The following is a 12,517-nucleotide window of genomic DNA, read 5'->3' on the forward strand; positions in this document are numbered from 1 at the left end:
TGCGACTTTCATCGCCGTTTTTTCGATAGTGAGGTTCGGTAATCGTCGTGAGGGCGAATTTTTCTGCGTCCTTTGCGGTTAAAACAATCAAGTCCAAGCGCGGAAGAAAGTATTATCCTCCCAAGCAGCAACAGTGCGTTGCTCAATTTCTGCGATCGCTGTCTCAGCAAGTGGTTGGAATGCCTGGGCTACCTTGACATTTGACTCTAACTGTGTAGGATTTTCAGCGGCGATGACTGCACAATGTACACCTGGGACTGACAGCGAATATCCTAACGCTTGATGCATTCCCTCCAACACTCCCGGCTTAAATAGACGCCCGTAAGCTGGCACCTTCATGGCAATCACACCCGTCTTTTTCTCCCGCGCCACTGGTAGCACTGCGGGGATAAACGGGCGTGGATGGTGTTTATCCGCAGGATTTATGGGAATAAGTGTTGTGTCAAAGGCATAGCGGCGCAAGCCTTCAGCGATGATTGCCGGTTCGTGGTGCCCGGTGATGCCAACGAAACGCACCAGCTTTTGCTGTTTTGCCTCTTCCAAAGCCTGAATTGCACCGTTGCGCCCAAAAATTTCGTCTAGTTCTTGCTCAAAAGAGACATGATGGAGTTGCCATAGGTCAAGGTAATCTGTATTCAGACGTTTGAGACTGCGCTCCAACTCCCGCCAAGCCCCATCTCGGTCGCGGATAGCCGTCTTACTACTCAGGAATAACTTACTTCGATGTGCAGGTAGCACTTTTCCTAGATAGTCTTCGCTAGGGCCATAGCTTGCCCCTGTATCAAAGTGACGAATACCTAAATCTAAAGCTTTTTGAACGAGGGCGATCGCTTTCTCTTCCGAATTTTCCCAGGATAATGGTGTCTGTCCAGCACCCCCTAAACCGAGAATCGGGAGACGCACCCCAGTACTTCCCAATTCCCGTTCCGGTATGGTTGCTGTCACCGGCGTTGGAGATGACTCCGCAGGCGTCCGCTCTTCTTTCAACGCCGCAGTGCCGACAATTCCTCCTGCTACAGCTATGCTAGTGGCTAAGAAAGCACGGCGCGTTGTTTTCGGTGTCATGGTGATTTTATAGAGTAGTGCTTCTACTCTTTGTTTTAGCAGCGATTCCTGCTTGCGATCGCAATGATTCTGGTTGTTTCATCGGATGCGATCGCGTCTGAAATTTCAACGACGGAACACTCTGGCTGAAATAAAACAAATCTTCTCTGTTGTCATGTTAGAAAGCATTTGACAATGAACAATGGGGAAGAAGCTTAAGTGGTGTGAAGAGTAGAGATGTGCAAAATCCTCAGGAATTCTCAGTGGCTAAGCTCAGCAGTTTTAGGAGCAATCCTGATTGTCAGTGGGAAAGCGATCGCGTCTGAAATTCCGACAACGCCAGAAAATCCCGTTCCTGTTGACACTCCAGAAGTTGTCATGCCCGTCGATGACCCCCCGGAGTCATCATCCAGCGTTTTAGAACAAATTGATGGCTACGCTCAGCCAGACTCGGCGCAGGAAGACTCTGTTGATGACCGCATGAACCAAGTCACCAACGTTTCCCAGCTAAAGGATGTTCAACCAGGTGACTGGGCGTATGAGGCGCTACGGTCTTTAGTAGAGCGATATGGGGTCATTGCTGGCTATCCCGATGGCACCTTTCGGGGCAATCGAGCCTTGAGCCGCTATGAATTCGCTGCTGCCCTAAATCTTGCCCTCAACCGAATTAGCCAGGTACTGCCTGTGGCGAACGGAGACGCCATTGCTAAAGAAGACTTAGTGATATTGGAGCGTTTAAAAGAAGAATATACCCTTGAACTCGCCTTGCTGCGCGGGAAAGTCGATGAACTAACAGCGCGGACTGAGGAACTGAAACTGATTGGATTTTCCACCACGACCAAACTTGCTGGGGAAGCGATTTTTGGGGTGGCAGGCGTTGCAACCGGGGAAAATGCTGATGGCAAGCCGATCGATGACGTGGCAATCTTTGGGCATCGGACGCGCCTAAACTTAGAAACTAGCTTTACAGGTCGAGATATCCTGAGAACTCGACTGCAAGCTGAAGGATTGGGTTCGCTTTCCGAACGTACCCTTACCCCAGAAGGCGACCTATTTTTTACGGGCGATACTAGCAGTGATGTCGTGATTGATGAGCTGCTTTACCAGTTCCCCGTCGGCAAGAATACAGAAGTCGTGGTTGCTGCCAATGCCGCTGATGCAGAAAACTTTACGAATACCGTCAACCCTTACCTGGATGGCGACGGTGGCAGCGGTGCCTTATCTCGCTTCGGAACCCGTCCTTCCATTTACTACCTGGTTGAGGGGGCAGGTATTGGGATTCGGCACGCTTTCAACGACAAACTGGAACTGAGCTTAGGCTATTTAGCCGGGGACGCTGATAGTCCGGAATCTGGAAACGGATTGTTCAATGGTTCTTATGGGGCACTAGCACAAGTATTATTTAAACCCAGCGATCGCGCCAGCATTGGATTAACTTATGTTCACGCTTATAAAAATGACCTGCAAACTGGCAGCAATGACGCCAACCTGAATAATCAGTTAAATCCGTTAGGGTTTCCAGTGGTTAGCAATTCCTACGGTGTAGAAGCCTCTTTTCAGATTAGTCCCCGGTTTGTCGTCGGAGGATGGGTTGGCTACACGGCGGCGAGGGCGAGCGCGCTGGGAGATGCCAACATCTGGAACTGGGCTTTAACGTTGGCATTTCCTGACTTGGGAAAAACCGGCAATTTGGCAGGTGTGATTGTTGGCATGGAACCAAAGGTGAAAAATCGGGCTAATAGCCTTAGCCAGTTGGGCATTCAGGATTCAGATACTTCATTGCACCTAGAAGCGTTCTATCAGTACCAAGTGACGGATAACATCGCGATAACACCGGGGATTATCTGGCTCACTGCTCCCGATCATAATGCGGCTAATGACGATTTGGTGATTGGCACCATCCGAACAACATTTACTTTTTAAAAGTCTGAAGTCATTAGTCATCCGTCCTTAGTTGAGGAGTCGCAACTAAGGACGAATGACTAATGATGAATCTCCAGATTCAGGATATAGCTCCCCAACTGGACTTTCTCCGACCATAATTCATATTCCAGCCGCAGATGTTCTGGCAAGAGACGCCCTTCTAGAGTCAAACTTTTGGTAAAGTTTCGCAGACGCACCTGTCCATGCGCGGCTAAGGACTCGCTATGTAACCAATAGCGGCTAAGACCATAAATTCCTCGTTCCCAGAGATGGCGATAACTCAACTTGCCGTTTCCCTGCATGGTCATGATCACCCTAGAAGGGGAAATTTCCAACCACAAAAGTCTGGGAGTTTCTGGCGCTTGGTCTTTAGCAACAGCGGGCGCTTCTTCAGAGCGTTCCCAATCCCGAATTTCTGGTTCCGTGAGCAGCAGATGAAAGCGCTGTTTGTCTTTTTGATATAAGGTAGCAGCGGTTTCAATGGTAGACCAAACCGGCATATCAGTAGATACAAGTGATAGGCAGACAGGTCTGCGGTGATGGGTCAGCATGGAATCTGAGGAGATAGAAATTAAAGACTACTATTGTTCTAGCAGCTCTAGCTGACGCGATCGGGCTTTTCACTAAAATTACGTCCCGATTGGTCGCGTCCCGCGATCGCGAGCGGCAAATTATTGCCGCATACCCTGGCTGCTTACCCAGCCACTAGCCTAACGCGATCGCGCTCCTCCTGCCCCAAAACTCCGAAATTGCCTGTCTTAACTCCCCGCTCAAATTTTTTTCGTTTAGGTGTTGACAAAAGCTTTTCAATTGGCTAAATTAATAAAAGTGCAACGGAGCAGGCCCCCATCGTCTAGAGGCCTAGGACACCTCCCTTTCACGGAGGCGACGGGGATTCGAATTCCCCTGGGGGTATCCGTAAATCACAACGAAATCGCGTCATCGCAAGCCTTAAAAACCTTGCAATGACGCGATTTTAGTATTTGCAGCATGGATGAAATATACCCAAACATACTTAAATAGACCTAAATATACTTAAAAAACTAGGCTGGATTTTAGGCAAGCGTGATCCAAGGGAAATTAGCACAAGCCAACGGACGCCTGAAAGCGGCGAAGGTCGGAGTGAAAATTGAAGTCATTGGGGATAGGCTTTATCTTCGGGCGACGTTTCCGCCAAAGTCTTCTTCCCAAAAACAGATCCCTTATCAGCAGCGGCTAGCGTTAGGCATCCACGCGAACCCCGCTGGCGTTAGTGAGGCAGAAAAAGAAGCCCGAAAAATTGGGGCGCTGCTGGACTGCAACGAATTTAGTTGGGCACCTTATGTACGGGCAGCGACAGCTGACACCGAGACTGCTGACACGGTAGCCGGTTGGATCGAGCGGTTCGAGGCAGATTACTTCCACCGGCGACAGCGCACTGATAAGAGCGAATCGACCCGGAAGGGAGACTATCTAAAAGTGCTGCGACAGATACCCCCGGACCAGGCGCTATCGGTCGAACTGTTAAAAAACTTGGTACTGGCAACAGCACCCGACAGTAAATCTAGAAAGCGGGTGTGCATGGTACTTAATGCTTTAGCCAAATTTGCTGAGCTGCCGTGTGACTTTCGCCCCTACGCCGGTAGATATTCGCCGCGGCGGGTGTCACCGAGAACGCTTCCCGATGACAGTTCAATTGCCCAATGCTATTCAACGATTAAAAACCCGGCGTGGCGCTGGGTCTATGGGGTGCTGGCTACTTATGGGCTGAGGCCGCACGAAGTTTTTAATCTCGATTTAGATGAGATTAGGTCCGGCTCCCAAGTTGTTAGCGTGCTGGGAGGGAAGACCGGAGCGCGCCGCGTTTGGCCTTGTTATCCAGAGTGGTACAACCAATTTCAAATTCAACAGGTACAGACACCGAACATCAGCCTGGACAGAAACAACACGCGGATCGGGGAATCATGCTCAAAGTACCTAAATCCCCTACTACCAGGGTTTAAACTGTATGACCTGCGCCACTGCTGGGCGGTGCGTACCCTGGAGTTTGGATTAGACCTAAGCTTGGCAGCGGCTCAAATGGGTCATTCAGTTCAAATGCACACCGACACCTACCACCACTGGATTACGGATAAGCATCACCAGAAGGCGTTTGAGGCGCTGATGATGCGGAGCGATCGCCCGCGTCCTCCAACTCAATGAATTTGTTCAACGTTGTACCAAGGCTCTTTGTACAGCCAGTCTTCATAAACGTCTGGATCGAACTCGTAAAAATCTGTGTACTTCATTGATTGAGCGGCAGCCCAGAGCAAGTATTTCTTTCCAAGTAGCTCAGCTTTCTCCCAATCTCCCCTAGATCGATTAACGTACAGAATCCGACACCCATCTGACGCTTTTAAATGAACAAAAGGTAATGGTTCTGCGGCAGCCCACCCCGCTTCTTGCCACCTTGGTCGTTCAAATGAGTCCGACCATTTTACGGATAGATAGGACAATCCCTCCGACTCAAGTAATTTAAATTCGTAAGGCAAACGCCGAGGCTGCACCCACCAATTGCAGGTGTCCCAATTAACACAAGGGCGTCCCCTTAAAGCCCCCATATCTGAACAATGTAGGGATAAAGGGCATGGTCGTCTTTTAGCCATTTAATAACTCCTCGTTAAATAGGCAGCGTTAGTTGACCTAATCGTTCTCGTTTGAGCCGCTTCTTTAGCGGCATTGCTTTGAGGTCGTAGCGGCAGTGACACCCTGAGCAGAGGGCTTTTAGGTTGGAGGGGTCGCAGTCGCTAGGGATGTGGTTTAAGTGAGCCACTGTGAGAGTGAATCTCTGCGGATGCTCCACAACTTCGTCTCAGGGACGATTCCTGCGCGTACAAAATTCTGAGAGGGTTTCTCCTTTGCGGCGGCATTCCCTGCCGCATTGTTGGCAGCTCCAATTGGCTGTTTCCTTGATTTGCAAGGCGATCTCATCCCAATTGGCGGGATAGAGACGACGATCCATTGGCATCTCTAACTCCTTTTTTCCAGAGGGGTTTCTAGCGCTTGGGCGCATCGTTCGGGGTGCCACTGGTAAGTTGGTCGGGCTGCACCAGGGGCGCTGGGAATTCGATAATGTTTGCCAAGTTTGAACAGTCCTTCTTTCCGCAGCTTCCGAAGTTGTCTGGCGGAAATGCCCAGCACGACCGCAGCGGCGGCAGTGTCGAGCCATTGCGATGTACTCGCCATGTGTCAACTCTCCTTCAGTTCCGCGATTGGTACGATTTGGGTTACAAAATCTTTGGTTTCGGGATTGTACCCGTCAATCTTGGCTTTGTTTTTCCAGAGCTTTACAATCTGGCAGTTGCATCCGTTCCACCGAACTTTTTGACCTTCGTGGAAGGTTGGTGGTGGAGGGGCGATCGCGTTTTTCTCATCACTAGATGTAGTGATAACAGGCTCATCGGTTGCTGGATGGTCACGGAGGAAGTCAACTAAATCAAGTTGTTCAAAGCGTTTCTCTTCTGGTGGTTCTTCTGCCTTCACCAAGGGGTTCAGTCGATCGGCTTTCACCGGATTCTTGAGGAGTTGCCCGTCAATCTCCAGATAGATTTCTCTTCCTCCCTTCTCCCAGCCAGCAATTTTGGCTAGGGCACTGCCGTAATTAACCAGATTGCCAATTGCGATCCAGCTGGAGGAGGTAGGGTTAGGGCGATCGCTATGATCACCCATGATCACCTGATGATCACCCTTGATGATCACCCCTGGAACTTCCTTTTGGTGAGGGTTTTCAGGATCTGCCGACATCTGATCATCGATGTCGGCGGATTTTTGGGTGGAAAACTCTTGGCTCTGAATGATCGGATGTCGGCGGATCTCCGAAAGGCTTGCTAATCCGTCATCACAAGGGTGATCATTGGGGGTGATCATCGGGTGATCATCGGGGCGATCACCCTCCTCGATGTCGGCGGATTTCATCTCAGCTTTTAGCTTGGCAATCTTCACCCGATCCGGTGGAATGTGGGTTGGCAGCTCGTCACCGTCCAAAGCGATCCAGTAACCTTTAGCACCGGAGGGGAGGCGCTTAGCACTGACTTCACCATCTCTTGCCAGCTGACTTGCACAGCGACGGACGCTATCGAGATGCCCACCAATTTCTTCGTGAATTTCAGCGGCCTCATAGCTGATGTTGGGATTGGATTGTAAAAAACTGATGATCCTGTCCTTGATCGTCAGGTTGGGGCTGTCCTCCTCTTCTCCTTGTTTGCCTAGTAGCAGCCAGGAGTTATCCTCTGGGTCAAACAGCAGGTCGTAAATTCCGGGTGCCCTAGAGCGGGATTTTTCAACTTTTAGCACTCGGTTGAGTGAGTCTGGTTTTTGGGCGTCGCACTTTGCAGCGATGCAGAAAACATCCGAGACAGCATTGACGATCGCTGTCGTTCCTCTGGGCTTCGACCCGTCAGAAACAGCGTGGTGAATAATGCTGATGTGAATTCCCAATTCTTGCGCTAGCGCTTTCAAGAGGAGGATTGGACGTGCATAAGGAACATCATTCTCGCTGTAGATCGAGTTCTGGGATACTGCGGTCAGCGAGTCGATGACAACCCAGTTAATCCCCAACTCGACAATCTCTTTCTTGAGCTGCTGGATATGGTCTACCGTCCACCGGCTCTTACACAGGATTGGGAGATCGTCGGTGACGCCCCTGGCGTTGAGAGCCTCGATCATGTCCCCTTGACTTTCATCGGTCTGGACAAGCAGAATTTTTCGGCTCTTGGCTGTGACTGGAAAACCGTTCCAGCTTTGACCTTTGGCAACACTATAAATTAGGTCGTAGATGAGTCGGGTTTTGCCAACTCCACCCTTTCCGTAGAAGAGAGAAACCTTACCTTCAGAGAGGAAGCCATGCAGAAACCAGCGGCTTACCGATGCTCCATATTTTTGGCGGAATTCTGCTAGGGGGATAGCTGGTTCGTTTTCATCGTTTATTAAATGTTTGTAGTAGATTGTCTCCAGTTGAGCAACGGATAATCCTGAGCTTTTGGCAATATCAATGAGCTTGAAGTATCGCAAAGAAGGATTTTCTTCTTCTAGCTCCAGCTTTGCTACTTGAGAGACAATTTGCTGGTGTTTAAATGCTTTGGAATCTTTTACACCTCCTAGCGCCTCTTGAGTAGTATTAAAAGATTGCTCCTGCACCCAGCTAAGTAGTTCTGATAGCTCTGCTGAGGTTTCGTATCCAGCACTACTGATTTCGTTTCCAAGCTGAATTAATCTTCTTCTTTGGTATTTCTCGATGATTAATTCGGCGTATCCGTCAATATTAATTGCGGATACTGTGCAATCAACCAATTGAGCTAGCTTACTCTGTCCGCCTATCGAATCAAGCAATCCTCGGTCATGAAGATAAGTTAAAACCTGCATTAAATCAGGTGGTTTGGCAAGGCTTGAAACTGCTACAATAGCCTTATATATTTGTTGGTGGCTTTTGAGGGCGAAGTGTTCTGGAAGTAGTTGTTTGGCAACTAGGGAAAAGGATTCTGGATAAGTTAAGATGCCGCCTAAAACGCTTTCTTCTGCTTCGAGATTCATTGGCGGCAATCTGTCACCGCTTATAAATTGAGAAGTTGCAATCATTTTTTAGTTCTCCTTCTTTGGCGATCGCTCCCTTCAACGGGTCAGGGGCGATCGCTTTTTTCTTTGGCTAATTTTCAAAATTCATCGTGTAACTCTTCCCTTGATAAAGGGATCTTTTGTAAATCAGATTCTGGTAGCCAGACCGGAGGGCGATCGTCAGAGTTGATTTGATAAGCCCAGCCGTCTTCGCGGACAGCAACGCCCATAATCCATCCCCTCAGATTGAGCATTGGAATATCCACCGCTTCTCGGAGTCCGAAGCGCGGAGTCGTGTTCCATAACAAATTACGAATCAGATCATTGCTCATGGTGTTGTTGCGATCGCTTCCTCGACCTGGGGCTGAGGGGTGACATCCAGGGCTGAATTACTCAGAAGATTCCAGAGGTGTTGAGCTTCGGCATCGTGAAGCGTTACAGAGCAGTCGCTGCCGCCCTGAAAAATCTGCAAAGTCAAAATGTTTTCGCGGTATTCGATGTAATCGATTGTGTTGAGATTGATGATTTTGTTGCCGATTCGGATTAGACGTGAATCGGGGATAGATAGCCTATCTCCAATTCGCATTAGTCGATTGTTCATTGGTTTCTCCTTCTGTTACTAGGGGGTGCGATCGCGCTTCGAGTATCAATGAAGTACAACGCCAAGCGATGCACCTTGCAATAGTGCCCAAAGTTGATCGGCTTCTTCAGCAAAGAAGCGTATGTTGATTCCATCTGTGAAACGGATTAACAGCAGGGATGAGCCGAAGTATTTATTAGGGCCGTACTCAACGCTAACGATGTAGTTCAGGTTGATGATCCGGTTGTTAATTCGGATAAGGTTTTCGCTCATGATTTGAATTCTTGGAAAAGAGTACCGGCGATCGCGCAAATGGCTCTAATGAGACGATTTAGATGGGCAGACCGGAGCGGCTAACTTTAGGCCTGCCCAGCGTTGTACTTGGGTGATTTATATGGACATAGAAGACCTCGATCTCAGTGATGAAGATGTTGTGGTCGTATCTGCGACTAGGCTCGGTGGAATCCAGAAGTATGGCGACCTTGCAAAAAACCTTGGCACGACATTAAGCAATGCAGGGCTTACGCAGTGGTTTAAAGAAGGCGTCCAAATTGAGTATCTAAGAACCTCTGGCGGAGGGTGGAAGAAGGGGACGCTTCGCCTTTACCTAAACTTTGTCCCTGAAGAAGAGGATGACCCTAATTCCTTGGATTCATTCCGAAGGGAACTCGAAACTGACCAATAAACTCTGAATCGCGCTGCATCACCTCCCTTGATGTGAATGGAGTCCAGCTTGGGGGTTAAGGAGCCGGAGCGATCTAGCACTTCTATGGCGGGGTGAAACCTATCTTCCGCCCTTGTGCTAATTCGCTTTAAACTGCATATCCCCCTAGTGGGACGATGTTGATGTGGGCAGACCAGACGGCAAAATCCAGGTCTGCCCCACTGTTGTATCTGCCACTTCTACTCCCGGTACTTGCACTGGGGTAGTAGCACTGCTAGTATATTATGAAATCCGAAGAAAATACCAACCCCATAACGCCTGTGTACCTGAGGGACAGAACCGGAAAAACCCAAATGCAATTAGCGGTAGACCTACAAAAAACTGTGGGGACAATCAGTAACTGGGAAAGAGGAGCCAAGCTTCCGATCTTCGACACCCCGGAAGAGGTTGAAGCCGCGATCATTGCCTATCAATGTAGTTTTTCTGAGTTTGCCGAAGCCTTCAAGGATGCTCAAATCAGGTTAACGCTATCGCAACTTAAAGTCTTTCTTGACCGGGCAGAGCTTACGTTTGACGACTGGAAGCGAATGGTCAACTAACAAGCTTGGGGCTGCCGTACACCTTGAAATTACCAAAGGAGGATTTCTCAGCTTCTGGCTCTTGGTATCGCCCCATAGAAAAAGCCGGGGCTTCCCGACACCCCGGCTTTCCACACAGCCAATTCACAGTTTGAAGAGCGTTTGTACTAATAGCTAATGACTGATGACTAAGGGCTAAATCCAATGGAACGAGCAATCGACCAAAACCTTATTTTCAACCAGATCCGAAAATACAACCAAGCTCAAAGTCAAACCCGCAAAGCTGCGGCTCTAAAGCAGGTTGGTGTCCACGTTGGTTTGTTGAACAAAGAAAAGCGCGATCTCACCAATGAACAGCGGCAGATGATGATCTACTTTCTAAATCAATTCTGCGCTTATCAGGGTGTCCCCCTCGTCATCAGTTAGCCCAGAAATGGCAAAGCCAGCGGGGTGGTATTCGCTGGCTTCAACTCCCACCAAACAGATAAGGAGCTTCTCCATTATGCAATCAATTTCAATCCCTGCAACCATTACGGGTAATCGTGACCGACCTATGAGCGACTTATGATTGCGCTCACAGGTCGCTCACAGGTCGCTCACAGGTCGCTCATGGATGTCCCGCCACAAATTAGCTGGATAGCGCGATCGCAAGTTAGAGAACTGTTAAATCTTTCGGATGCCCAACTGCGCCGTGACCAAGCAGTTCTCTTGACACTTGAAACCCCAGGCTTTGATTACCGGCCTTATGACGGGGGTTTCAGTAAAGATGCACTGCTAGCCCTCTGGCAGTTCCGCCAGCTCATCCAGCTCAAAGGTCGCCGCCGTGCGATCGCAGAAATCAATCAAGTAATGGAGAAATACAACAATGAACGCAGCCGACAAGAAAGCAGTAGAGCAAGCTAAAAAAGGCAAGGCTCCCAAAGCCGGACGCAGCCAAACCAACGCAGGGCAAGGCGTCAGCACTATCCAAACCAAATTAGACGAAGCGCGGCAGACAGTCAGAAAATCCACCAAAAACTACATTGTTGGTGGTGGCATTGCCGATGCCCTTCAGGACATTGCAGCCGGTGACTTTGGCGATATTGGCAACGAAGTTTTTGAAGCCTTGGATTCCTTTGTAAATGGTATTGATGACGTTCGTCTGACACTGGAGGCAGACGAACATGACCCAAAATTTCTACTGTCCGCTGGAGAATTCAGTGGTTCATCTTCCTCGCCTCCTTCTCCACCACCGAAGCAGAGGAGAACTAATGATGATCAACCTCATCTGTCAAAAGCTCTCGCACTGGTGGCACGCCTCAACCGTTACCTATCCCAGTTACTCAATTTCCGTCGTTGCAGACGGCGTGCCCTTCTAAAAAATTTCAAATTTGTCAGTAACCAGCGGCGATAGTTTCGTAGGCTTCCAACCGCTGGTTGCTGGCTCCCCAATGAACTAAGGAGATATTCCGATCATGACAGATTTTGAAGTCGGATTCCCAGATGGGCAATATCTTGCCCACGGGGTTGACCAACAAGCAGCCCAGCTGCTTTGGGAAGCCTTCCATAAAGGCACTGACCCACAGCCAATCATTGACAGTATTGAAGATCCGAAAGTGCGCGAAGTCGCCCAACGGATAACCGATCGCCTCACCAATCATCCAGCGCGTGGGAAGGGGGTCGATCATGCCTAATAAAGAAATTTGGACAGAAAACCTCCGCAGCGTTGGAGTACCCGAAAAGCTTTCGGAACAAGCCGCTGACATCCTCAGCCGACAGGACGCAGGAGAACTCCCTTATCCTCTGCCAGAGCCGGACCAGCACATCGTAAGCAGTGCGTGGCAATGGTATGCCGCTAAACAGCGCCAGGGGGAAGAATCATGAAATACGCGATAGCGCTTGCAATCGGAGGCGTGCTAATTGCTCCTGGCTTTCATCCAGGTAGCGCCAGAGTGCCCCTCCACCGAATCACAAAAGGGATGCACCAGGGGGAGATGGCATGAAGGACTACATCGGACTCGCTTTGATTCTGGGTGGGATTGGGTTCTACTTCATGACCAAACAACCCCAAGTTGACCCCAAAGACTTAATCATTCAGCAGCAAGAGCAGCACATCCAACAGCTTCAAGCTGAACAGCGGGGAATGGAACGAGCGCTCGGATTGAGTCGGTAAACAATCAA

20 protein-coding genes and 1 tRNA gene are annotated in these 12,517 nt (G+C 49.4%); 12 read left to right on the top strand and 9 right to left on the bottom strand.

Annotated features, from left to right (window positions below):
* Positions 1 to 87: 87 nt before the first annotated feature.
* Positions 88 to 1,065 carry an aldo/keto reductase gene (locus tag NDI44_RS08520; RefSeq protein WP_190410820.1) on the bottom strand — a complete coding sequence of 326 codons (978 nt, stop codon included), beginning with the start codon at positions 1,063 to 1,065 and terminating at the stop codon, positions 88 to 90.
* Positions 1,066 to 1,281: 216 nt separating this feature from the next.
* Here NDI44_RS08520 and NDI44_RS08525 point away from each other — a divergent pair, with 216 nt between their 5' ends.
* On the top strand, positions 1,282 to 2,967 hold the full coding sequence (locus NDI44_RS08525; RefSeq protein ID WP_190410821.1) for an iron uptake porin: 1,686 nt from the start codon (positions 1,282 to 1,284) through the stop codon (positions 2,965 to 2,967).
* A gap of 59 nt (positions 2,968 to 3,026) precedes the next feature.
* Here NDI44_RS08525 and NDI44_RS08530 read toward each other — a convergent pair whose 3' ends face one another.
* The gene (locus NDI44_RS08530) at positions 3,027 to 3,518 is read right to left on the bottom strand and encodes a hypothetical protein (protein WP_190410822.1); all 492 of its coding nucleotides are present in this window, start codon (positions 3,516 to 3,518) and stop codon (positions 3,027 to 3,029) included.
* A 291-nt stretch (positions 3,519 to 3,809) separates the two neighbouring features.
* Between NDI44_RS08530 and NDI44_RS08535 the strand changes: the two genes are divergently transcribed.
* Positions 3,810 to 3,882, top strand: a tRNA-Glu gene (locus NDI44_RS08535).
* Positions 3,883 to 4,032: 150 nt separating this feature from the next.
* On the top strand, positions 4,033 to 5,148 hold the full coding sequence (locus NDI44_RS08540) for a site-specific integrase (protein ID WP_190410823.1): 1,116 nt from the start codon (positions 4,033 to 4,035) through the stop codon (positions 5,146 to 5,148).
* Here the strand turns inward: NDI44_RS08540 and NDI44_RS08545 are convergent.
* The 7 genes from NDI44_RS08545 to NDI44_RS08575 form a co-directional block, all read right to left on the bottom strand.
* Positions 5,142 to 5,591, bottom strand: a complete 450-nt coding sequence (locus NDI44_RS08545; RefSeq protein ID WP_190410824.1) for a hypothetical protein — start codon at positions 5,589 to 5,591, stop codon at positions 5,142 to 5,144. The genes NDI44_RS08540 and NDI44_RS08545 overlap by 7 nt on opposite strands.
* 206 nt (positions 5,592 to 5,797) lie before the next feature.
* Entirely contained in the window at positions 5,798 to 5,953 is a 156-nt protein-coding gene (locus NDI44_RS08550; protein ID WP_199304724.1) for an HNH endonuclease, read from the bottom strand.
* Between the two features lie 2 nt (positions 5,954 to 5,955).
* Positions 5,956 to 6,171, bottom strand: a complete 216-nt coding sequence (locus NDI44_RS08555) for a helix-turn-helix domain-containing protein (RefSeq protein WP_190410825.1) — start codon at positions 6,169 to 6,171, stop codon at positions 5,956 to 5,958.
* A 3-nt stretch (positions 6,172 to 6,174) separates the two neighbouring features.
* Positions 6,175 to 8,559, bottom strand: a complete 2,385-nt coding sequence (locus NDI44_RS08560; protein ID WP_190410826.1) for a DnaB-like helicase N-terminal domain-containing protein — start codon at positions 8,557 to 8,559, stop codon at positions 6,175 to 6,177.
* 74 nt (positions 8,560 to 8,633) lie between these two features.
* Complete coding sequence (locus NDI44_RS08565) at positions 8,634 to 8,867, bottom strand: hypothetical protein (protein ID WP_190410827.1); 234 nt, start codon at positions 8,865 to 8,867, stop codon at positions 8,634 to 8,636.
* Positions 8,864 to 9,136 (bottom strand): hypothetical protein, encoded by a 273-nt coding sequence (locus NDI44_RS08570; protein ID WP_190410828.1) that lies wholly within the window; start codon positions 9,134 to 9,136, stop codon positions 8,864 to 8,866. The genes NDI44_RS08565 and NDI44_RS08570 overlap by 4 nt, the downstream gene beginning before the upstream one ends.
* A 45-nt stretch (positions 9,137 to 9,181) precedes the next feature.
* Positions 9,182 to 9,388 (bottom strand): hypothetical protein, encoded by a 207-nt coding sequence (locus NDI44_RS08575; protein WP_190410829.1) that lies wholly within the window; start codon positions 9,386 to 9,388, stop codon positions 9,182 to 9,184.
* 121 nt (positions 9,389 to 9,509) lie between these two features.
* On the opposite strand from NDI44_RS08575, the gene NDI44_RS08580 reads away from it, so the two are divergent.
* The 9 genes from NDI44_RS08580 (at position 9,510) to NDI44_RS08620 (ending at position 12,509) form a co-directional block, all read left to right on the top strand.
* Positions 9,510 to 9,800, top strand: a complete 291-nt coding sequence (locus NDI44_RS08580) for a KGK domain-containing protein (protein ID WP_190410830.1) — start codon at positions 9,510 to 9,512, stop codon at positions 9,798 to 9,800.
* A 263-nt stretch (positions 9,801 to 10,063) separates the two neighbouring features.
* Positions 10,064 to 10,378: a helix-turn-helix transcriptional regulator gene (locus NDI44_RS08585; protein WP_190410831.1), complete on the top strand. Its 315-nt coding sequence runs from the start codon at positions 10,064 to 10,066 to the stop codon at positions 10,376 to 10,378.
* Positions 10,379 to 10,561: 183 nt separating this feature from the next.
* Positions 10,562 to 10,783 (top strand): hypothetical protein, encoded by a 222-nt coding sequence (locus NDI44_RS08590; RefSeq protein WP_190410832.1) that lies wholly within the window; start codon positions 10,562 to 10,564, stop codon positions 10,781 to 10,783.
* A gap of 138 nt (positions 10,784 to 10,921) precedes the next feature.
* Complete coding sequence (locus NDI44_RS08595; RefSeq protein ID WP_190410833.1) at positions 10,922 to 11,260, top strand: hypothetical protein; 339 nt, start codon at positions 10,922 to 10,924, stop codon at positions 11,258 to 11,260.
* Positions 11,223 to 11,750, top strand: coding sequence for a hypothetical protein (locus NDI44_RS08600; RefSeq protein ID WP_190410834.1), 528 nt, complete (start codon positions 11,223 to 11,225; stop codon positions 11,748 to 11,750). The genes NDI44_RS08595 and NDI44_RS08600 overlap by 38 nt, the downstream gene beginning before the upstream one ends.
* A 61-nt stretch (positions 11,751 to 11,811) precedes the next feature.
* Positions 11,812 to 12,030, top strand: coding sequence for a hypothetical protein (locus tag NDI44_RS08605; RefSeq protein WP_190410835.1), 219 nt, complete (start codon positions 11,812 to 11,814; stop codon positions 12,028 to 12,030).
* Positions 12,023 to 12,220, top strand: a complete 198-nt coding sequence (locus NDI44_RS08610; protein WP_190410836.1) for a hypothetical protein — start codon at positions 12,023 to 12,025, stop codon at positions 12,218 to 12,220. Before NDI44_RS08605 ends, NDI44_RS08610 begins: the two co-directional genes overlap by 8 nt.
* Positions 12,217 to 12,339: a hypothetical protein gene (locus tag NDI44_RS08615; protein WP_277877490.1), complete on the top strand. Its 123-nt coding sequence runs from the start codon at positions 12,217 to 12,219 to the stop codon at positions 12,337 to 12,339. The genes NDI44_RS08610 and NDI44_RS08615 overlap by 4 nt, the downstream gene beginning before the upstream one ends.
* Positions 12,336 to 12,509: a hypothetical protein gene (locus NDI44_RS08620; protein WP_190410837.1), complete on the top strand. Its 174-nt coding sequence runs from the start codon at positions 12,336 to 12,338 to the stop codon at positions 12,507 to 12,509. Before NDI44_RS08615 ends, NDI44_RS08620 begins: the two co-directional genes overlap by 4 nt.
* Positions 12,510 to 12,517 lie beyond the last annotated feature (8 nt).

This window comes from Trichocoleus sp. DQ-A3, from assembly GCF_039961975.1.
Taxonomy (GTDB): domain Bacteria; phylum Cyanobacteriota; class Cyanobacteriia; order Cyanobacteriales; family FACHB-T130; genus FACHB-T130.